Raw genomic sequence first — 20,437 nt, forward strand, 5'->3', positions numbered from 1 at the left:
GGTCATCCGTCCTCCTTCACGGCGTCCTGGATGGCCTCCCAGACCCGCAACGGGGTGGTCGGCATGTCGATGTGGCGGATCCCGAGGTGCGACAGCGCGTCGACGACGGCGCTCTGCACGGCGGGGGCGGAGCCGATGGTCCCGGCCTCACCGATCCCCTTGAAGCCCAAGGGGTTGATGGGGGTGGGCGTCTCCATGGTGACGAGGTCGAAGCTGGGCAGCTCGGCCGCCGACGGGAACCCGTAGTCGGCGAAGGTCGCGGTGAGCGGCTGCCCGTCGGGGTCGAAGACGACCTCCTCCAGCAGCGCCTGGGCGATGCCCTGGGCGATGCCGCCGTGGCGCTGGCCCTCGCAGAGCAGCGGGTTGAGCACGGGCCCGGCGTCGTCGACCGCCCAGATGCGTTCGACGGTGACCTTGCCGGTCTCGGTGTCGACCTCGACGACGGCGACGTGCGACCCGAACGGGAAGGTCGCCTTCTTGCCGTCGAAGACCGTCTGGACCTTGAGCTCCTCACGCTCGGCGAGCTGCGCGAAGCTGACGGTCGGCGAGCCGGGGGCACCTCGGACCACGATCGCGGCGTTGGCGGTGTCGACCTCGAGGTCCTCGACCGAGGCCTCCAGGATCTCCGCGGCCCGCGCCTTGGCGAGGTCGATGAGTTCGAGCGAGGCCTGGTGGACGGCGACGCCGCCGGTCTGCAGGCTGCGCGAGCCCATCGTGCCGCCACCCCGGGGCACGTGGTCGGTGTCGCCGTGGCGCACGGTGATCTTGTCGACCGGGATGCCGAGCTGCTCGCTGGCGAGCATCGCCCACGCCGTCGCGTGCCCCTGGCCGTGGGGCGACGTGCCCGTCCAGACCAGCGCCGTGCCGTCCGCGTGGACCTCCAGCGAGGCGTTCTCGGCGAACGCGCCACCACCGGTGATCTCGACGTAGGACGAGACGCCGATGCCGATCTGCTTGGCGTCGCCCCGCTCGCGGCGGGCCTTCTGCACCTCGCGCAGCGTGGCGTAGTCGCTGGCCTCGAGCGCGAGGTCGATGGCCTTGGCGTACTCGCCGGAGTCGTACTCGACGCCCCCCTTGGTGGTGAAGGGGAACTTCTCCGGGGCGACGACGTTGATCTTGCGGATCTCGGCGGGGTCCATGCCGATCTCGGCGGCGAACAGGTCCATTGCCCGCTCGATCGCCGAGGTGGCCTCGGGACGACCGGCGCCGCGGTAGGCGGCTGTCGACGTCGTGTTGGTGACGACGACCGTCGCCCGCGAGTCGACCTTCTCGATGTCGTAGGTGCCCGGCGCCATCATGCGCGTGAACACCGGCAGGAAGACGCCGAGGCGCGGGTAGGCGCCGGCGTCGGCGATGACGTCGAGCCGGTAGGCCTTCACCCGCCCGTCGCGGCTGCCGCCGATGGTGATGGTCTGGCGCTGGTCGCGCCCCTGCACCATCCCGGTCATGTTCTCCGAACGGCTCTCGCTCCAGCGGACCGGTCGGCCGGTGTGCCGGGCCAGCCACGCGACGAGCGCGAACTCGGGGTCGGCGCCGATCTTGGCGCCGAAGCCGCCACCGACGTCGGGGAGGATGACGTGGATCTGCGACGCGTCGACGCCGAGCCAGCCGGCCACCTCGTCGCGTGCGCCCTGGGCGTTCTGGTTGGAGACGAACAGGGTGCAGCGCCCGTCGTCACCCCAGGCGGCCGAGGCGGCGCGCGTCTCCAGCGACGCCGCGGCGACCCGCTGGTTGATGATCTCCCGGGTGACGACGACCTCGCAGTCGGCGAAGAAGTCGGGGTCCGGGTCCTCCTTGTTGTAGACGCTGCACGTGTTCGTGCCGGCGTCCGGGAACAGCAGGTTCTCGTCCTTGAGCGCCTCGCGGACGTCGACGACCGCCGGCAACGGCTCGTAGTCGACGTCGACCAGCTCGGCGGCGTCGGGGCCCTGGTAGCGCTCCTCGGTGAGGACCGCGGCCACGGGCTCGCCGACGAAGCGCACGCGCTCGGTGGCGAGCCAGGGTCGGACCATCTGCTTCGGGGCGCCCGCGAACAGCAGCGGGGCCTCGAGGTCGATGTCGGCACCGGTCAGGACCGCGACGACGCCGGGGGCCTCGCGGGCCGCCTCGACGTCGATCGAGGTGATCGTCGCGTGTGCGATCGGGGAACGGACCAGGGTGAGGTGCAGCGCCCCTGTGAGCCGCTCGTCGGTCAGGTCGTCGGTGTATGTCGCGCCCCGTGTGAGGAACACCGGATCCTCAACACGGACGACGCGCGTCCCCATGATGCTCATCAAGCGCGACACTAGCCCCGTCGTGACACATCCGGTGGCACGTGGATTGTCCGACGCTGCGCGCTGACCAGCGAAATTAGCCGAGGCTAACCTTTGTCGCGGCCAAGGCTCACCAGCAGACGCAGGTGATGCATCCGCATCATTTCCGCATCCGCGGAACCCGGTCCGTTGTTCCCGGGTGGTCCGTGGCTCATGTCACCGGCTCAGGCGCCGTCGTTCCACCAGTCCCGGACCGTCCACAAGGGCGACACCGGACCGTGACCCGCACCCAACGGATAGGAGTTGCGGACGGCCTCGACGATGTAGTGCTTCCCGAACGCCACCGCGTCGGCCACCACCATCCCACGCGCGAGCCCCGACGCGATCGCCGCTGCCATCGAGTCGCCACCGCCGTGGGTGTTGCCCGTCGCGAACCGCGGGCCCGGCAGCTCGGTGAACGTGTGCCCGTCGTAGAGCAGGTCGACGCAGCCGTCGACGTCCTCGGCCAGGTGCCCGCCTTTGACCAGCACGTTGTGCGGGCCCAGCCCGTGCAGCACCTTGGCCGCCTCGTACTGCCCGGCGCGGTCGTGCACGTCGATGCCGACGAGCAGGCGCACCTCGTCGAGGTTCGGGGTGATCAGTGTGGCCCGGGGGAAGAGCAGGCCGCGGAACGCGTCGAGAGCGGAGTCGGCCAGCAGCTGGTCGCCGTGCATCGACGCCGCGACCGGGTCGATCACCAGCGGCGTCGCGTGCGCGGCGCCGATGCCGTTGGCGTCGCACGCGGCCGCGACGGCCTCGATGATCTCCGCGCCGGCGAGCATCCCGGTCTTCACGGCGTCGAGGCCGATGTCGGAGGCGACGGCGGCGATCTGCGCCGCGACGGTCTCCGGCGGGATCGGGTGCACGCCCGTCACACCGACGGAGTTCTGCACGGTCACCGCGCACACCGCGAGACAGCCGTGGACCCCGCACGCCGCGAACGTCCGCAGGTCGGCGGCGATGCCCGCGCCACCCCCGGAGTCGGTGCCCGCAATCGTCATGACCCGCGGCGGGGTCACCCCGACCGTCGGCAACGATCCGCTCACCGGGACGTCACGGGGAGGTACACCCGACCGCCCGCGCCCTCGAACTCCTGCGACTTCTCGTCCATCCCCGCCTCGATCGCCTCGACGCTCGTCAGCCCGTGCGCCTCGGCGTAGTCCCGGACGTCCTGGGTGATGCGCATGGAGCAGAACTTCGGCCCGCACATCGAGCAGAAGTGAGCGGCCTTCGCCGGCTCCGCGGGAAGTGTCTCGTCGTGGAAGGACCGCGCGGTGTCCGGGTCCAGCGAGAGCGCGAACTGGTCGTGCCAGCGGAACTCGAACCGGGCGTGCGACAGGGCGTCGTCGCGGCGCTGCGCGTGCGGGTGCCCCTTCGCGAGGTCGGCGGCGTGCGCCGCGATCTTGTAGGTGATGACGCCGGTCTTCACGTCGTCACGGTTCGGCAGGCCCAGATGCTCCTTGGGTGTGACGTAGCAGAGCATCGCCGTTCCGGCCTGCGCGATCCTGGCCGCGCCGATGGCCGAGGTGATGTGGTCGTAGCCGGGCGCGATGTCGGTGGCCAGCGGGCCGAGCGTGTAGAACGGCGCCTCGTCGCACCAGCGCTCCTCCAGCTCCACGTTCTCGACGATCTTGTCCATCGGGACGTGGCCGGGTCCCTCGATCATGACCTGGACGTCGTGGGAACGGGCGATCGCGGTCAGCTCGCCGAGGGTGCGCAGCTCGGCGAGCTGGGCGTCGTCGTTGGCGTCGGCGATCGAGCCTGGGCGCAGCCCGTCGCCCAGGGAGAACGTGACGTCGTAGGTGCGCAGGATGTCGCACAGCTCGGCGAAGTGCGTGTACAGGAACGACTCCCGGTGGTGCGCCAGGCACCACGCCGCCATGATCGACCCGCCGCGGGAGACGATCCCGGTGACCCGCTTCGCGGTCAGCGGCACGTAGCGCAGCAGGACGCCCGCGTGCACCGTCATGTAGTCGACGCCCTGCTCGCACTGCTCGACCACCGTGTCGCGGTAGATCTCCCAGGTCAGCGCGGCCGGGTCACCCCCGACCCTCTCCAGCGCCTGGTAGATCGGCACCGTCCCGATCGGGACCGGGGAGTTGCGCAGGATCCACTCCCGCGTGGTGTGGATGTCCGCACCGGTCGACAGGTCCATGACGGTGTCGGCACCCCACCGGGTGGCCCACACCATCTTCTCCACCTCGTCGGAGATCGACGAGCGCACCGCGGAGTTGCCGATGTTGGCGTTGATCTTCACCAGGAACCGCTTCCCGATGATCATCGGCTCGGCCTCGGGGTGGCACCGGTTGGCCGGGATCACGGCACGTCCGCGCGCGACCTCCGAGCGCACCAGCTCGACGTCGACCCCCTCCCTGATCGCGACGAACCGCATCTCGGGCGTGACGATCCCCTTGCGCGCGTAAGCGAGCTGGGTGACCGCCCCGTCGACGGGCTCGCGCGCGGCGATCCAGTCCGCGCGCAGCGCCGGGAGCCCGGCGTCCAGGTCGACCGAGGCGGTGTCGTCGGTGTAGGGACCCGAGGTGTCGTAGACGTCGAGGTGCTCGCCGCTGGTCAGGCCGATGCGGCGCACCGGGACCCGCAGCCCGTCCGGGCCGTCCACGTAGGACTTGCGGGAGCCCGTGATCGGGCCGGTGGTGACCTGCGGACGGACGGAGCTGTCCTGAGTCATGTGACGTCCTCCCTCGCCGGCATTACCCGGCTGGTTCTGCGGTCGGCGGCAGACAGCCGCCCTCTCAGCCCGCTCGTGCGAGCTCCCGCGTGTCTTCAGATGTGTCTGCGACGGTAACCCGGCCCGTCCGGCGCACACCAGGCCCGTCCCAAGGACCGGACGGCACCGCCTGCCGACCGCACCCCGATGGGCGCGCGGGCAGGGAATAGATCGCGACAGGCCCGGTGGTTGTCAGGGACATGGCAACCGACGAAGCCGTGGAGCTGAGCCCCGAGGGCTGGGTCCGCGACCAGACCGAGAAGATCCTCGAGACGGGCACGACCGACAGCGTCGGCATCGAGGGCATGAAGGTCGTCCTGGTGACGATGAGGGGCGCGAAGAGCGGCAAGCTCCGCTACGTGCCGCTGATGCGCGTCGAGAACGACGGCCACTACGCGTTGGTCGCCTCGAAGGGAGGCGCGCCCGAGCATCCCGTCTGGTACTTCAACCTGCGGGCCAACCCGACCGTCACCCTGCAGGACGGCACCGGCACCGGCGAGTACACGGTCCGCGAGGTCGACGGCGCCGAGCGCGAGCAGTGGTGGGAGCGCTCCGTCGCCGCCTACCCGCCCTACGCGGAGTACCAGACCAAGACCGACCGCCAGATCCCCGTCTTCGTGCTCGACCCCGCCTGACCCGGAGAGTGGCGATGGTCGATGTAGCGGCCATCGCCACTCACGAGGTTCGTCTCAGCCGGTCAGGGCCCGGATCGGGGTCACCCGGCCCGCCCGGACGGCCGGGGCGAGCGCGGCGAGCACCGCCACCAGCACGACCCCCGCCGCGAGCGTGGCGAGCTCCGCGACCGGCAGCGATCCTGCGCCCGCGTCGAGCCCCAGGGCGCGGATCGCGAGGAAGCCGTACAGCGAGCCCAGGCCCACGCCCAGCACGGCGGCGGCGAGCGCACTGCACGCCGCCTCCCACGCCACCATCGCCCGCACGCCCCCGCGGGTCAGCCCGACCGCGCGCAGCAGGCCCGTCTCCCTGGTCCGCTCGGTGACCGACAACGTCAGCGTCACCCCCACGCCGACGATCGCCACCAGCACCGTCATCCCCACCAGGCCCAGCCCGACACCGCGCAGCACCGTGAGCTCCTCGGCCAGGTCCGCGCGGACGTCCGCGGTGTAGACGACGACCGCGGGCGACGCCGGCCCCAGCGCGTGGTCGACGGCCGCGCGCAGGGCGGTGTCGTCGACACCCGGGGCGGGGTCGACCAGCAGCGCGTCCCCCCGCTCCTGCACCCGCAGCGCGGGCTCCGCAGCGAGCTTCGCGAGCGTGGACGGCGGGTCGGCCGCCGTCACCTGCACCGCGCTGGGCAGCCGCTCGGTGATCGACCGCTGCGCCGACGCGTCGACGCTCGCCACCCCCACCAGCAGCGCCGACGTCAGCCCGACGCCGAGCGTCAGCACCGTGACGGTCGCGGCGGTGCGCCGCGGCACCTGACCGGCATTGGCGACGGCCATCCGGCCCGGCGCCCGCCCGACCGCTGCGACCACCCGGCCCACCGACGCCGCGAGCCCGCTCATCAGCAACGGCCCCAGCGCGACGAGGGCCGCGAACGTCGCCATCCCTGACGCTGCCGCCGCGACCAGGCCGGGCGCACCACCGACGCCGCCCAGCAGCGCGGGCACCGCCAGCAGCAGCGCCACCACCGCGGCGACCGTCGCGACCACGACCCGCCGGCCACGCCGCGACGTACCCGCCTCGCCGGTCGCCGCCTCCCCGAGGGCCGCGACGGGCGGGGTGCGGCCCGCGGCCAGGGCCGGCCCGACGGCGGCGACGACCGTCGCCACGACGGCGAGCAGCACACAGCCCGCGAGCCCTCCCCAGGACACGACGAGCGGCCCACCACCCACCACCGCGACGACGATCTCCCCGACGCCGACCGCCGCCGCCGCACCGAGCACGCCGGCGACCAGCCCCGACACCGCCGCCTCGGCGAGCACCGCGCGAACGACGTCGCCGCTGCGCGCCCCGACGCACCGCAGCAACGCCAGCTGGGTGCGGCGCTGGGTCAGCAGGATGCGGAACGTCGACCCCACGACGACCATCGCCGCGACGAGCGCGAGCCCGGTGAACACCGACACCCCGGTGACGACGGCCGTCGCCGTCGCCGAGCCGCCGGCCCGCTCGGCCGCACGCTGCTCGTCGCCGGTGCGCACCGTGGCGTCGGTGGGCAGCTGCGCCCGCACCGCCGAAGCGGCCGCGGCCGGGTCGGCGCCCGCGACGTCGACCTGGTCGAGCGAACCGCCCAGCGCCGCGACGGTGCCCGGCGTCGCGACGATCGTGTTGGTGCCGACGCCGGGCACGTCCACGATGCCGGTGACCGTCAGGCGACCCTCGCCGACGGTGAGCACCGATCCCGGACGGACGTTCCCGCGGGCGGCGGTGGCCGCGGAGACGAGAACCTCGTCGTCGGCCGCGGGGAGCCGGCCCGCGACGGGCGGCGCGGTGAGGCGTGTCAGCGGCCCGGTCATCGGGTCCGACGTCAGCGTCCACGACCCCGCGCCCGCCGCACCGCCGACCGGCGCCGTCCCGCTCCAGACCCCGACGGCGTCGGTCACACCCGGCGTGCCGGCGATCTCCGCGACGGCGGCCGCGTCGAGGTCCCCGCCCCGGACGACCGCGGCCGCCGACGCAGGCGTCACCACCGACCGGGCCTCCAGCGTCGTCGACAGGGTGCCGCCGAGCAGCAGCGTGCCGGCGGCGAAGAACGCCGCCACCAGGACCGCGAGCCCGGTGAGGACGACGCGGCCCGGATGGCGGCGGGCGTCGGCGAGCAGCACCCCCACGGCTGCCCGCCCTCCCCCACGCCCGCCGCCGGGTTCTGGGCCGCCGCCGGGCCCGCCCCGATGTGCAGGAACCGGTCGCGGATGCGGGGCACGTCCCCCAGGCCCCGTGCTCACGCCGCCGCCCCCGACAGCGACGACAGCGCGGCCAGCACCGTCTCCGGGCGGGGGTCGGGCAGGGAACCGGCGACGCGACCGTCGCGCAGCAGCAGCACCCCGTCGGCGAAGGACGCCGCGACCGGGTCGTGGGTGACCATGACGACGGAGCGGCCCAGCTCCCGGACCGAGGTCCGGAGCAGGTCGAGCAGCTCGTGGCCGCTCGCGGTGTCGAGGTTGCCGGTCGGCTCGTCGGCGAACACGATCTCGGGCCGGCCCAGCAGCGCCCGCGCTACCGCGACCCGCTGCTGCTGTCCGCCCGACAGCTCCGAGGGCCGGTGGTCGAGCCGGTCGCCGATGCCCAGCAGGTCGAGCAGCGAGGCCCGCCACATCGGGTCGGGCGTGCGCCCCGCCAGCCGCGCGGGCAGGTCGATGTTCTGCGCGGCGGTGAGCTGCGGCAACAGGTTGAACGACTGGAACACGAACCCCAGCCGGTCCCGGCGCACGGCGGTGAGCTGCGCGTCTGACAGCGCGCCCAGGTCGGTGTCGCCCAGCAGGGCGCGCCCCGACGTCGCGGTGTCGAGTCCGGCGAGGCAGTGCAGCAGCGTCGACTTCCCGGAGCCCGACGGCCCCATCACCGCGGTGAACCGCCCGGCCGGGATGCGCAGCGAGACCCCGTCGAGGGCGCGCACGGCCGACCCCCCGCGGCCGTGCACCTTCACCAGCTGCACGGCCGTCGCGCAGGCGGGGGCGGTCACCGGGACCGTCCCGCGAACGTCTCCAGCAGGGGCAGCGCGGCCATCACGACGATGACCGCGAGCCCCAGGGCCCAGGCGATCGTCTCCAAGAACGTCATGCCACGACGATGCCGGGGAACAGGTCGGGCGCGCCTCGGCCACGGGGACGATCCGGGGGCCGGCACCTCGTACTTTCGGCCGAGGGTGCCGGGGTCGCGCCCGGACCTAGGCTGACCGGGTGATCGGCGGGACCGGCGGGGCGGGGCGGCTGCGCGCCATGCGCTGGGCCGGCCTGGCCGTCGAGGTCGCGGGCTACCTCGTGTGGCTGGCGGTCGACTGCCTCACCGCCGTCTCCTACGGCCTGCCGTGGGGAGCCGTGACCCCGATCGCGGGGGTCTGTGTCGCGGTGGTCGTACTGCTGCGCAGGCGCCCTGGTGCCGACGCCCGGCACGTCGCGGTCGTCACCTATCTGGTGTCGGCCGTCGCGACGCTGGCCGGGTTGCTCGTGCAGGCGCCGTCGATGTCGTTCGGGGAACAGCTCGCGCTGGCGGTCGTCACGATCGCGGCGCTGCGCCACGCCGACGACCGCACCGCCGTACTGCTCGTGCTTGCGGCGGGCATCGTGATCGTCGCGTCGCCGTACCTACGGGTCGAGGTACCGACGAACGTCGCCACCTACACGATCCTGTCGGCACTCGGCTGGGGCGGGACGGTCGCGATCGGGCTGGTGCTGCGCGAGGCGGGGTCGCGGCGGGCGTCGCTGCTGGAACGCGCCCGTGCCGACGAGCGCCTGGAGCTGGCCCGCGAGCTGCACGACGTCGTCGCCCACCAGGTCACCGGGATCGTGGTGGCGGCGCAGTCGGCGCGGGTCGTCGCGCCCGCGGACCCCGACGTCGCGAAGGCCCTGGCGGCGATCGAGACCGCGGGGGCCGACGCCCTCGCGGCGATGCGCGCCATGGTCGGGGTGCTCCGTGGCGGCGAGGGCGGCCGTGCCCCCGGGGCCGAGCTGGGCGGCATCCCGGAGATGGTGCGCCGCTTCGACCCCGACGGCACCCGGGTACGGCTGCTGGCCGATCCGGGGTTCGAGCACGCCGTGCTCCCGGCGGGCGTCGCGGCGACCGGCTACCGCGTCGTGCAGGAGGCGCTGACAAACGTGCGCCGCCACGCCCCGGGGGCGACGCGGGTCGAGGTGGAGGTCCGGCTGCGGGCCGACGAGCTCGTCGTCGGGGTGCGCAACGACGGCGCGGGCAGCGGCTCGTCGACGTCCCCGGGCTTCGGCCTGGCGGGGATGGCCGAACGGGTCGGCGCGCTCGACGGCACACTGCACGCGGGCCCCGCCGGCAACGGGGTGTGGACGGTGACGGCGCGGCTGCCGGTGGGGGGACGATGACGATCAGCGTCCTGGTCGCGGACGACCAGGAGATGGTGCGCACCGGGTTCCGGCTGATCCTGTCGGCGGAGCCGGGGGTCGAGGTCGTCGGCGAGGCGGGGACCGGCGTCGAGGCGGTCGAACGGGCCCGGCGGCTGCGGCCCGACGTCGTCCTCATGGACATCCGGATGCCCGAGCTCGACGGCCTGGAGGCCACCCGCGCGCTGACCGCCGATCCCGAGCCGCCACGGGTCGTCGTCGTGACGACGTTCGATCTCGACGAGTACGTCTACGGCGCGCTGCGCGCCGGGGCCTGCGGGTTCCTGCTCAAGGACGCCGGGCCGCGGCTGCTCGTGGAGGCCGTGCGGGCCGCCGCGGCGGGTGACGCCCTGGTGTCCCCGTCGGTGACGGTCCGGCTCCTCGAGCACCTGACGACCCCGGCTCCGCGTCCGCCGAGGCTGCCGGACCCGTTGTCACCCAGGGAGCTCGACGTCGTGCGGGCCGTGGCGCGCGGGCGCACCAACGCCGAGATCGCCGCCGACCTGTTCGTCTCGCTGTCGACGGTCAAGACCCACCTGACGAACGTCCACGCGAAGCTGGGCGCCCGCAACCGGGTCGAGGTCGCGGCGTGGGCGTGGGAACAGGGCCTGCTGCGCTGAGGGTCAGACCTCTTCGGCCTGCTGCGTCGCCGGGTCCCAGGACAGCCCCGGCACGCCCCAGCCGTTGGCCTTGAGCATCCTCTTCGACGCCTTCTGGTTGCGCCCGACCAGCCGCTCGACGTAGAGGTGCCCGTCGAGGTGGTCGACCTCGTGCTGGAAGCAGCGGGCCAGGAACCCACGTCCCTCGACCTCCACGGGCTGCCCGTCGACGTCGACGCCGGTGACCGTGGCCCGGTCGGCCCTCCCGGTCGGGAACTGCTCGCCGGGGACGGAGAGGCAGCCCTCCTCGTCCTCCTCCGGGTCGGGCATCGACTCGGGGATCTCCGAGGTCTCGATCACCGGGTTCACGACGACGCCGCGGGCCATCGTCCTCGTCAGCTCGTCCGGGCAGTCGTAGACGAACACCCGGAGACCGACGCCGACCTGGTTCGCGGCCAGCCCGACTCCGTGGGCCGCGCCCATCGTCTCGAACATGTCGTCGACGAGCTCACGCAGTGCATCGTCGAACTCCACGACAGGGCGCGTAGGAGTGTGAAGCACCGGGTCACCGATGATGCGGATGGGGCGAACTGTCACCCCTGAAGCCTAGTGTCGGTCCCTGTGAGGGACGGCTCCGGGCAGTCGTCTCCCCGGTCGGCTGATGCACGATTCATGCCTCGGTGTGGCGCGTCCCTGCCCGGTTCGTGTCGGCCGGGCGTGGTTGAATCACTCATCGGAATGACACGTGTGTGATTCCGTTTCTGCCACCCCCAGCGCACCGATGTGCTGTGACGCCCGAGGAGCGTGATGGAGTCCGCCACGGAACACGGGGTCGTCGACCCCGCAGCCGGCCCGGCCGACGAGCTCGGTCGCCGGGAGCGCGAGATCCTCGCCTTCGAAGGCCAGTGGTGGAAGTACGCCGGCGCCAAGGAACAGGCCATCCGGGAGCTGTTCGACATGTCGGCGACCCGCTACTACCAGGTCCTCAATGCACTGATCGACAAGCCCGAGGCGCTCGCCGCCGATCCGCTCCTCGTGAAGCGGCTCCGCCGGCTGCGTACCAGCCGACAGCGCACCCGTGCGGCGCGTCGGCTGGGAATCGAGCCGTGGTGACGCCATTGTGATCACGCATCCGGTCGCCGACCGGCTCTCCTCGACCCGGAGGTTGTCGTGACCACACCAGGATCGTCCGGTGGCTCGCCGCTGCGGATCGGCGGCTTCGCGCTGATCGGCGTCGGCATCGTCGCCGGCGTGATCGGTCTGGCGACGACTGCGCTCGGCAACGGGAACGGCGCCGACGGCAACAACGCGGCCGCGCCCACGTCGGCATCCGCCCCCGCGGAGCCCGGCCCCGGCGCGGGCGGCACGCCCACCGACGGTTCGGTGCCGCTGCCCTCGTTCGGCCCGACCGGCAACATCGGCGCCCCGCCCACCACCGAGCCCGGCGCCGGCGGCGCGGGAGCGGCCGGCGCAGGCGGTGCCGGTGGTACCGGTTCCGGCGCGGTCGCCGAGGGCGGGGTCAGCCCCGACACCCTCAAGGCGCCGGTCCGCGTCTACAACAACAGCACGATCGGCGGCCTCGCCGAGCGCGCCCGGACCGACTTCGAGTCGGCCGGGTGGAACGTCACCGAGGCCCGCAACTACTCCGAGGGCATCATCCCGACGAGCACGGTCTACTACCGGCCCGGCACCGCCGAGCAGGGCGCGGCCGATGCGCTGGCCCGCCAGTTCGGCATGCGCTCCGAGGCCCGGTTCGCCGGGATCGAGGACGCCACCCCCGGCATCATCGTGATCGTCACCAAGGACTACCAGCAACGTTGACGTCCGCTCCCCGGTCGTCTGCGCTCGTGGCGGTCACCGCCGACCGCCACGAGCGCAACACATCCTCAGGCCCGCCGTGAGGCGTAGGCCTCCAGCGCCGCGAGCTGCACCGGGTCCAGCGACGCCGGGACGGCCTTGCGGGCCGCCTCGATGTGCGCCGCCGTGACCTGCGTGGCCTCCAGCGACTCCCGCATCGCGGTCAGCGCCGCCTCACGCAGCACGGCCGTGCAGTCGGCCGCCGAGTAGCCCTCCAGCTCCGCCCCGAGCTCGTCGAGGTCGACGTCCGGCGCCAGCGGGGTGTTCTTCCCCGCGGCCCGCAGGATCTCGGCGCGCGCGGCCGCGTCGGGCGGCGGCACGTACACCAGCCGCTCGAGGCGGCCCGGCCGCAGCAGCGCGGGGTCGATCAGCTCGGGCCGGTTCGTGGCACCGACGACGATCACCTCCCGCAGCGGCTGCGCCCCGTCGAGCTCGGTGAGCAGGGCGGCGACGACGCGGTCGGCCACGCCGGAGTCGGTGGACCCGCCGCGGCGCGGTGCCAGCGCGTCGACCTCGTCGAGGAAGATCAACGCGGGAGCGGCGTCGGAGGCCTTGCGGAACAGCTCCCGAACGGCGCGCTCGGACTCACCGACGTACTTGTCCAGCAGCTCGGCGCCCTTGACCGACAGCACGTTGAGCCGCCCGGTGCCCGCCAGCGCCCGCAGCAGGAACGTCTTGCCGCAGCCGGGCGGGCCGTACAACAGCACCCCGCGCGGCGCCGCGACGCCGAGCCGGGCGAACGAGTCGGGGTACTGCAGCGGCCACAGCACCGCCTCGGTGAGGGCCTGCTTGACCTCGGTCATGTCGCCGACGTCGTCGAGGCCGATGCCGCCGGTCTGCAGCGTCTCCGACGACGACATCGACACCGGGCGGACCGACGAGACCGCGTCGACCAGGTCCTCCTGCTGGATGCGAGGTTCCTGTGGGTTGTCGTCGTGCGTCGTCGTGCGCAGCGCCGACCGGATCGCCGCCTCCCGGCGCACCGCCAGCAGGTCGGCGACGACGAACCCCGGCGCCCGCTCCGCCACGGCCGCCAGGTCGACCCCGTCGGCCAGCGGCACCGACGCCAGCAGCCGGCGCAGCAGGTCGGTGCGGGTGCGGGCATCCGGCAGGGCCAGGCTCAGCTCCCGGTCCACGAGGTCCGGGCCGCGCAGCCGCGGGTCGACCGCCTCGGGAGCCGACGTCGTCGCCACCAGCGCGACCCCCGGCGTCGCGAGCGCGTTGCGCAGCACGTCGAGCACCAGCGTCGCGAGCGGCGGCGGGTCGGCGGCCGGGAGCAGGGCGTGCACGTCGGTCACCAGCAGGATCGTGGGCCGGCCCGCGCGGGCGGCACCGACCGCCGACTCGACGGCGTCGTGCACCCGTTGCGACGCCGCACCCGGTTCCAGCGCGGCCGCCGACGGCGCGTCCAGCTCCACACAGCCCGCCTCGACCGCGGCCGCGGCGCTGCGGGCGAGCGTCGCCTTGCCGACACCCTCCGGCCCGACGACCAGGACCCCCAGGTGCGCCGCCCCGCCCAGCCGGGCCAGCAGCTCGGGCCGGCGGAACGTCAGCTCCAGCCACTCCACGAGCCGCCGGGCCCGGTCGGCGTTGCCGACGAGCTCGTCGATCCCCGGCGTGGGCTCCGCCGACGGCGGGGGCGGCGGCACGATCACCCCGGTCGCGGCGGGTGCGCCGGCCGTCCGCAGCGCGGGAGCCGCGGGCGCCGACGGCGCACCCGTGGCCGGGCCGTCGAGCCAGCCCACGACCGTCGACGGCTGTACCGCCACGACACCCGCCGGCTCGGTCTCGGCGACGACGAGCAGCTCCGAGGTCCAGCCCCCGCCTACGGTGTTGGCCAGCGAGCGCCGGGCCGCCGGCACGTCGGAACCCGGCGGCGGGGCGAGGTCCTGCGGCAGCAGCGACACCGCGTCGCCGCGGACGAGGACCTTGCCCAGCAACGCCAGCCGGATGGTCTCCGGCGTCGCCGTCCGCGCCAGCTGCGAACCGCCGAGCACCACCCGCCTGGCCGCCGTCGCGACGGCCGGGGCGACGACGACGCTCGCGCCGTCGGTGAGGCCGCAGTTCGACAGCGTGACGTCGTCGACCGTGACCTGGCCGTGCGGGCCGGCCGGGTCGGCGGCGGCGGCCAGCGCGGTGGTGACCCGCGAGCCGGTCAGGGTGACGGCGTGCCATGGGCGCAGGTCGAGTGCGTCGAGAACCTCCGGGTGCAGCCGTACGACCCCACGACGGGAGTCGACGGCGGACGTGGCGAGCCGGGCGACGAGCGTGATCTCCGCGGGCACCCCCGCACGCTATCGGGTGCACCGCAACGCCGTGCCCACCGCGCCGCCCCGCCCCCCGCAGGTCGTCCACGGGTCGCGCCGCCACCCTCGCGCCGAGTCCGGCAGCAGGCTGGTCGCGGCCGGACCGGGCGCACGTCGAACTCGACGGGAGAACCGGCCGGGACCCGGCGGGTCAGCGGCGGCGGATACCCAGCCGGCGACGGTTGCCGCTCGACAGGTGCGGGTTGCGCTGGGGGGTGGGGCGGCCGTTGCCGTTGCCCGCGCCCTCGTCGGTACCGATGAGCCGGACCCGGCGCGCGACGGCAGAGGCGCCACCCGCGACGCGACGGCGCAGCGGCGGGCGCAGCCCCAGCCGCCGGGCCGACCGGGCGGCCCGGGCGACGGCGCGGCGCTGCCGGACCGGGACGTTCCAGGCCTCGGGGTGCTGAGCCAGCCAGCGGTGCCGGTAGATCGTGTACGGCAGCAGGAGCAGGTATCCCAGGGCGACGACTGCGAGCCCCAGGAACGGCGCCGTGAGCAGTACCGCGGCGGCGAGACCGACCAGCACGAGCAGCGGGGCGATCAGCCGGGGCGGGACGCGGACGGTCTTGAGCGACAGCGTCGGGAGCCGGGAGACCATCAGCGCCGCGGCGACGAGCGCCCACAGCGCGACCGTGAGCTGGGAGGACCACCAACCGTCGCCGAAGTGCAGCCACAGGTAGAGCGGGATGCCCGCGACGAGCGCCGCCGCCGGGGCGGGGACGCCGACGAAGAACTCCTTGGCGAACGGCGGCTGGTCCTCGTCGTCGAGCAGGGTGTTGAAGCGGGCGAGCCGCAACGCCATGCAGACGGCGAAGACCAGGGCGACGATCCAGCCGAAGCGGTTGCCCTCCAGCCCCCAGATGTAGATGACGAGCGCGGGCGCGACACCGAAGGAGACCAGGTCGGAGAGGGAGTCGAGCTCGGCGCCGATCTTGCTGCTGGCGTCGAGGAGGCGGGCGAGGCCGCCGTCGAGCGCGTCGCACAGGGCCGCGGCGCCGACGGCGGCGACGCACAGCTCGAAGCGTCCGATCAGCGCGAACTGCACGCCGGAGAGCCCGGCACACAGCGCGAGGACCGTGACCGCGTTGGGCAGCAGCCGGATCCCGGCGGAGTAGCCAGGGACCGATCTCATCGGGGTCCCGGCAGCTCGGCGAGCACCGTCTCGCCCCCGATCGTGCGTTGCCCCGGCGTCACGAGCACCCGCGACCCGGCGGGCAGGAAGGTGTCGACGCGGGAGCCGAACCGGATGAGGCCGAACGTCTCGCCCGCGGCGACCTCGTCGCCGACCGCGATGTCGCAGACGATGCGGCGGGCGAGCAGGCCGGCGATCTGCAGGACGCCGATGCGGTGCCCGTCGGCGGTCTCGACGAGGACGGCGTTGCGCTCGTTGTCCTCGCTGGCCTTGTCGAGGTCGGCGGAGAGGAACACGCCGGGCCGGTACTCGACGGCGGTGACCCGGCCGTCGACGGGGACGCGCTGGACGTGCACGTCGAGCACGGAGAGGAAGACGCTGACACGCGGGACGGGCCCGGCCGGAAGGCCGAGCTCGGGTGCGGGCTCCACCTCGGACACGGTGGCGACGGTGCCGTCGGCGGGTGCGACGACGACGCCGGTGCGTTCGGGGCGGACGCGGCGCGGTTCGCGGAAGAACGCGGCGACGGCTGCGGTCGCCGCGACACCGGCGACGGTGCCGCGGCCGGTGACGAGCCGGAGCAGGGCGGCCCCGGCGGCGACGCCTGCGACGATCGGCCGGCCCCCCGGGTGCATGGGCGGGACGGCGGCGCGGACGAGCTCGGCGACGTGCCCGATCGAGGTTCCGGACGTCGAGGGCGCGGACTCTGCGGACATCGGTGGGTCGGCTCCTGAGTGGCAACCGGGGCACGACCAGGGAGGTCGCGACGACGATCGCCACGGTAGTGCAGGGCCGGCGGGGCACCGCAGAGGGTGCGACTGCGCTTCGGGCACTCGGACGGGTGACGGCAAAGGGCCGGGGCCGTCATCCCCCGAGACGACGACCCCGGCCGTGGAACCGCTCGTCCGCTCCCCAGCGACGGGCGGTGGGTCCGTTGCGTTGAAAGGCGGTTACCCGCCTCCTGCCGAAAGTATCCAGAGCAATCGGCTCATCGTCCAGATCAGCAGCTCCAGAACCCTGCGAAGTGCACCGATCGGCCGAACGCTCACCAGTTAAGACGCTCTCAGGTGCCTGGTTGTTGCACTCGAAGCGTGTGATCTAGCTCACATTCCATCCCTCGACCGTGCGGAGCCGATCGCCCGACGCCCCATCCGCCGCGCGCGAGCGGCGCCGAACGGGGCCGCAACCGGCTCCGGAGGGGGGTCAGGCCTCCAGCAGCCAGACCTCCACCTGCACACCCTTGTCAACGGCGGAGACGCCTTCCGGGATCACGATCAGGCAGTCGGCCAGCGCCAGCGACGCCAGCAGGTGCGACGCGGGAGCCCCGACCTCGCGGACCGTGCCGTCGGCGGCGTCGAGCACCCCGCGACGGAACTGCCGCTTCTCCGCGGGCGACACCAGCGCCTCCCCCAGCGCCGCCGAGACGACCGGCCGCATCGGGTGCGGGTGCCCCAGCGCCGCCCGCAGCGCAGGGCGCACGAACACCTCGAACGACACCAGCGAGCTCACCGGGTTTCCCGGCAACGTCACGACGGCCGTCCCGGCGCCGTCGAGGCGCCCCGCACCCTGCGGCCCGCCGGGCTGCATCGCGACGCGCACGAACTCGACCCCCCGGTCGTGCAGCGCGTCCTTGACCACCTCGTACGCGCCGGCACTCACGCCGCCGGAGGTCAGGATCAGGTCGACGTCACCCGCCTTCTGCGCCAGCAGCGACGCGAAGACCTCCACGTCGTCGGGGACGAAGCGCAGCAGCTCCGGCTCGCCACCCGCGTCGACGACCGCCGCGGCGAGCATCGGCCCGTTGGACTCGAAGATCTGGCCGGGCGCGAGTGCCGAGCCGGGTTCCACGAGCTCCGAGCCCGTCGACAGCACCAGCACCCGCGGCGGGCGGCGGACCGCGACCGTCGGCAGCCCGACAGCGGCCAGCAGCCCGACCTGGGGCGGGCCGAGGACGGAGCCCGCAGTGAGCACCGTCGTCCCGGGCGTCACGTCCTCACCGGCGAGGCGCACGTGCACGCCCGGCGCCGGGCTCCCGTGCACGACGACCGTCTCGACGCCGCCGTCCGTCAGCTCGACCTGGACCACCGCGTCCGCGCCCACGGGCATCGGGGCGCCGGTCATGATCCGGTGCGCGGTGCCCGGCTCCAGCGTCGGCACGTCGGTGCGGCCCGCCGGGATGTCCTCGGGCACCGGGAGCGTCACCGGGGAGTCGGGCGAGGCCCCGGCGACATCGGCCGCGCGGACCGCGTAGCCGTCCATCGCGGAGTTGTCGAAGGGCGGCAGCGCGACCGCCGACACCACGTCGGCGGCCAGCACCCGGCCCAGCGCCCGGGAGATCGGCACCTCCACGGCCGGCGCGGGCGCCAGCAGCGACGCCACGAACGCCCGGTGCTCGTCGACGGTGCGCGGGCCGCGCGGGGCGGACGTCTTCTCGGGGGTCGTCACGTCCCGCATCCTGCCCGATGCGGGCGGCCGGCATCCGGAGCGTCGACGGCACGGGCGTCCGCACCCTCGTCCCGGGCGTCGTCACGGGCGGCATCCGGACCTCCGCCGGTCCGCGGTCGCCCGGTCCCGCCCACGTGCGCGCGGACATGCCTCCGCGCACGCGAGGCTCGGTTGCACTCGCAGTGGCCGAGTGCTAAAAACGGCGTTGGCACTCCGGCATGCCGAGTGCCAGTCGGGCCGGTGAGACCGGCGCAGGGTTGCCGGTCGTCCGTCGCGGGCACCGCCCGACACGAGTCATCCCAATCGGAGGGCAACAACCCCCATGGCGAAGATCATCGCTTTCGACGAGGAGGCGCGCCGCGGGCTCGAGCGCGGCATGAACACCCTCGCCGACGCCGTCAAGGTGACGCTCGGCCCGCGTGGCCGCAACGTCGTGCTGGAGAAGAAGTGGGGCGCGCCCACCATCACCAACGATGGTGTGTCGATCGCCAAGGAGATCGAGCTCGAGGACCCCTGGGAGAAGATCGGGGCCGAGCTCGTCAAGGAAGTTGCGAAGAAGACCGACGACATCGCGGGTGACGGCACCACCACCGCCACCGTGCTGGCGCAGGCGCTGGTCCGCGAGGGCCTGCGCAACGTCGCCGCCGGCGCGAACCCGATGGCGCTCAAGCGTGGCATCGAGAAGGCCGTCGAGGCCGTCTCCCAGGCGCTGCTGAAGGCCGCCAAGGAGGTCGAGACCAAGGAGCAGATCGCCGCCACCGCCTCGATCTCCGCCGCCGACACCTCGATCGGCGAGCTCATCGCCGAGGCGATGGACAAGGTCGGCAAGGAAGGTGTCATCACCGTCGAGGAGTCGCAGACCTTCGGGCTCGAGCTCGAGCTCACCGAGGGCATGCGCTTCGACAAGGGCTACATCTCGCCCTACTTCGTGACCGACGCGGAGCGGATGGAGGCCGAGCTCGAGGACCCGTACATCCTCCTCGTCTCGTCCAAGATCGCGACCGTCAAGGACCTGCTCCCGCTGCTGGAGAAGGTCATGCAGTCGGGCAAGCCGCTCGCGATCATCGCCGAGGACGTCGAGGGCGAGGCCCTGGCCACGCTCGTCGTCAACAAGATCCGTGGCACCTTCAAGTCCGTCGCCGTCAAGGCCCCGGGCTTCGGTGACCGCCGCGAGGCGATGCTGACCGACATGGCCATCCTCACCGGTGGCGAGGTCATCTCGGAGAAGGTCGGCCTCAAGCTGGAGAACGCCGACCTGTCGCTGCTGGGCTCCGCCCGCAAGGTCGTCGTCACCAAGGACGAGACCACCATCGTCGACGGCTCGGGCGACGCGGACCAGATCGCCGGTCGCGTCAACCAGATCCGTTCCGAGATCGACCGTACGGACTCGGACTACGACCGCGAGAAGCTGCAGGAGCGCCTGGCCAAGCTGGCCGGCGGTGTTGCGGTCATCAAGGCCGGTGCGGCGACCGAGGTCGAGCTCAAGGAGCGCAAGCACCGCATCGAGGACGCCGTTCGCAACGCGAAGGCGGCCGTCGAGGAGGGCATCGTCGCCGGCGGCGGCGTCGCGCTCATCCAGGCCGGTGCCGGCCTGTTCGAGGGTCTCGGTCTCGACGGTGACGAGGCCACCGGCGCGAACATCGTCAAGGTCGCGCTGGAGGCTCCGCTCAAGCAGATCGCCATCAACGCCGGCCTCGAGGGTGGCGTCGTCGCGGAGAAGGTGCGCTCGCTCCCCGCGGGCGAGGGCCTCGACGCCGCGACCGGCGAGTACAAGGACCTGGTCAAGGCCGGCATCATCGACCCGGCCAAGGTCACCCGCTCGGCGCTGCAGAACGCGGCGTCCATCGCGGCGCTGTTCCTGACCACCGAGGCGGTCATCGCCGACAAGCCGGAGAAGAACGCCGCTCCGGCCGGCGACCCGACCGGTGGCATGGGCGGCATGGACTTCTGAGTCCGGCTCCACGCACCACAGCACGTCCTGTCAGGGGCGGCACCCTTCGGGGTGCCGCCCCTGCGGCATTCCCGGACGGCTCCGCCGCCTGTGAGCGACCG

At 73.6% G+C, this 20,437-nt stretch carries 16 protein-coding genes and 1 riboswitch; of the genes, 6 read left to right on the forward strand and 10 right to left on the reverse strand.

What is annotated here, in order from left to right; genetic code table 11:
- Nucleotides 1–2: 2 nt before the first annotated feature.
- The 3 genes from TOK_RS09780 to thiC all read right to left on the reverse strand — a co-directional run bounded on the left by TOK_RS09780 (nt 3) and on the right by thiC (nt 4,980).
- Complete coding sequence (locus tag TOK_RS09780; RefSeq protein WP_098957476.1) at nt 3–2,273, reverse strand: xanthine dehydrogenase family protein molybdopterin-binding subunit; 2,271 nt, start codon at nt 2,271–2,273, stop codon at nt 3–5.
- A gap of 203 nt (nt 2,274–2,476) precedes the next feature.
- Nucleotides 2,477–3,292, reverse strand: coding sequence for a bifunctional hydroxymethylpyrimidine kinase/phosphomethylpyrimidine kinase (gene thiD, locus TOK_RS09785; protein WP_098957618.1), 816 nt, complete (start codon nt 3,290–3,292; stop codon nt 2,477–2,479).
- Nucleotides 3,293–3,333: 41 nt separating this feature from the next.
- Entirely contained in the window at nt 3,334–4,980 is a 1,647-nt protein-coding gene (gene thiC / locus TOK_RS09790) for a phosphomethylpyrimidine synthase ThiC (protein WP_098957477.1), read from the reverse strand.
- Nucleotides 4,971–5,079: riboswitch (TPP riboswitch) on the reverse strand. Its footprint overlaps the gene before it by 10 nt.
- Nucleotides 5,080–5,219: 140 nt before the next feature.
- On the opposite strand from thiC, the gene TOK_RS09795 reads away from it, so the two are divergent.
- Nucleotides 5,220–5,654: a nitroreductase family deazaflavin-dependent oxidoreductase gene (locus tag TOK_RS09795; RefSeq protein WP_098957478.1), complete on the forward strand. Its 435-nt coding sequence runs from the start codon at nt 5,220–5,222 to the stop codon at nt 5,652–5,654.
- Nucleotides 5,655–5,708: 54 nt separating this feature from the next.
- Here the strand turns inward: TOK_RS09795 and TOK_RS09800 are convergent, their stop codons facing one another.
- Both TOK_RS09800 and TOK_RS09805 read right to left on the reverse strand, forming a co-directional pair.
- A complete protein-coding gene (locus tag TOK_RS09800) occupies nt 5,709–7,808 on the reverse strand; it encodes an ABC transporter permease (RefSeq protein WP_141566333.1) in 2,100 nt (699 codons plus the stop codon).
- 110 nt (nt 7,809–7,918) lie between these two features.
- On the reverse strand, nt 7,919–8,659 hold the full coding sequence (locus TOK_RS09805) for an ABC transporter ATP-binding protein (RefSeq protein WP_098957480.1): 741 nt from the start codon (nt 8,657–8,659) through the stop codon (nt 7,919–7,921).
- Between the two features lie 217 nt (nt 8,660–8,876).
- Between TOK_RS09805 and TOK_RS09810 the strand changes: the two genes are divergently transcribed.
- Nucleotides 8,877–10,028 (forward strand): sensor histidine kinase, encoded by a 1,152-nt coding sequence (locus TOK_RS09810; RefSeq protein ID WP_098957481.1) that lies wholly within the window; start codon nt 8,877–8,879, stop codon nt 10,026–10,028.
- The gene (locus TOK_RS09815; RefSeq protein ID WP_098957482.1) at nt 10,025–10,666 is read left to right on the forward strand and encodes a response regulator transcription factor; all 642 of its coding nucleotides are present in this window, start codon (nt 10,025–10,027) and stop codon (nt 10,664–10,666) included. The genes TOK_RS09810 and TOK_RS09815 overlap by 4 nt, the downstream gene beginning before the upstream one ends.
- A 3-nt stretch (nt 10,667–10,669) precedes the next feature.
- Here the strand turns inward: TOK_RS09815 and TOK_RS09820 are convergent, their stop codons facing one another.
- On the reverse strand, nt 10,670–11,242 hold the full coding sequence (locus TOK_RS09820; RefSeq protein ID WP_098957483.1) for a peptide deformylase: 573 nt from the start codon (nt 11,240–11,242) through the stop codon (nt 10,670–10,672).
- Nucleotides 11,243–11,452: 210 nt separating this feature from the next.
- Here TOK_RS09820 and TOK_RS09825 point away from each other — a divergent pair, with 210 nt between their 5' ends.
- Together TOK_RS09825 and TOK_RS09830 are read left to right on the forward strand one after the other, a co-directional pair.
- The gene (locus tag TOK_RS09825; protein ID WP_098957484.1) at nt 11,453–11,758 is read left to right on the forward strand and encodes a DUF3263 domain-containing protein; all 306 of its coding nucleotides are present in this window, start codon (nt 11,453–11,455) and stop codon (nt 11,756–11,758) included.
- A 57-nt stretch (nt 11,759–11,815) separates the two neighbouring features.
- A complete protein-coding gene (locus tag TOK_RS09830) occupies nt 11,816–12,466 on the forward strand; it encodes a LytR C-terminal domain-containing protein (protein WP_098957485.1) in 651 nt (216 codons plus the stop codon).
- 65 nt (nt 12,467–12,531) lie between these two features.
- On the opposite strand, the gene TOK_RS09835 is transcribed toward TOK_RS09830, so the two are convergent.
- The 4 genes from TOK_RS09835 to glp all read right to left on the reverse strand — a co-directional run bounded on the left by TOK_RS09835 (nt 12,532) and on the right by glp (nt 18,394).
- Nucleotides 12,532–14,787, reverse strand: coding sequence for an AAA family ATPase (locus TOK_RS09835; RefSeq protein WP_098957486.1), 2,256 nt, complete (start codon nt 14,785–14,787; stop codon nt 12,532–12,534).
- A gap of 172 nt (nt 14,788–14,959) precedes the next feature.
- On the reverse strand, nt 14,960–15,940 hold the full coding sequence (locus TOK_RS09840) for a phosphatidylcholine/phosphatidylserine synthase (protein WP_098957487.1): 981 nt from the start codon (nt 15,938–15,940) through the stop codon (nt 14,960–14,962).
- Nucleotides 15,937–16,656, reverse strand: coding sequence for a phosphatidylserine decarboxylase (locus tag TOK_RS09845; protein WP_098957488.1), 720 nt, complete (start codon nt 16,654–16,656; stop codon nt 15,937–15,939). Before TOK_RS09845 ends, TOK_RS09840 begins: the two co-directional genes overlap by 4 nt.
- 487 nt (nt 16,657–17,143) lie before the next feature.
- On the reverse strand, nt 17,144–18,394 hold the full coding sequence (gene glp, locus TOK_RS09850; protein WP_098957489.1) for a gephyrin-like molybdotransferase Glp: 1,251 nt from the start codon (nt 18,392–18,394) through the stop codon (nt 17,144–17,146).
- A gap of 313 nt (nt 18,395–18,707) precedes the next feature.
- Between glp and groL the strand changes: the two genes are divergently transcribed.
- Nucleotides 18,708–20,336, forward strand: coding sequence for a chaperonin GroEL (gene groL, locus TOK_RS09860; RefSeq protein WP_098957491.1), 1,629 nt, complete (start codon nt 18,708–18,710; stop codon nt 20,334–20,336).
- The last annotated feature ends 101 nt before the right edge of the window (nt 20,337–20,437 follow it).

Source organism: Pseudonocardia sp. N23 (genome assembly GCF_002583555.1).
Taxonomy (GTDB): domain Bacteria; phylum Actinomycetota; class Actinomycetes; order Mycobacteriales; family Pseudonocardiaceae; genus Pseudonocardia.

Coding starts and splice junctions, on each gene's coding strand:
- glp (WP_098957489.1), bottom strand. CDS start 18,394: ATGCGGGACGTGACGACCCCCGAGAAGACGTCCGCCCCGCGCGGCCCG.
- TOK_RS09795 (WP_098957478.1), top strand. CDS start 5,220: ATGGCAACCGACGAAGCCGTGGAGCTGAGCCCCGAGGGCTGGGTCCGC.
- TOK_RS09825 (WP_098957484.1), top strand. CDS start 11,453: ATGGAGTCCGCCACGGAACACGGGGTCGTCGACCCCGCAGCCGGCCCG.
- groL (WP_098957491.1), top strand. CDS start 18,708: ATGGCGAAGATCATCGCTTTCGACGAGGAGGCGCGCCGCGGGCTCGAG.
- TOK_RS09845 (WP_098957488.1), bottom strand. CDS start 16,656: ATGTCCGCAGAGTCCGCGCCCTCGACGTCCGGAACCTCGATCGGGCAC.
- TOK_RS09815 (WP_098957482.1), top strand. CDS start 10,025: ATGACGATCAGCGTCCTGGTCGCGGACGACCAGGAGATGGTGCGCACC.
- TOK_RS09840 (WP_098957487.1), bottom strand. CDS start 15,940: ATGAGATCGGTCCCTGGCTACTCCGCCGGGATCCGGCTGCTGCCCAAC.
- thiC (WP_098957477.1), bottom strand. CDS start 4,980: ATGACTCAGGACAGCTCCGTCCGTCCGCAGGTCACCACCGGCCCGATC.
- thiD (WP_098957618.1), bottom strand. CDS start 3,292: ATGACGATTGCGGGCACCGACTCCGGGGGTGGCGCGGGCATCGCCGCC.
- TOK_RS09780 (WP_098957476.1), bottom strand. CDS start 2,273: ATGAGCATCATGGGGACGCGCGTCGTCCGTGTTGAGGATCCGGTGTTC.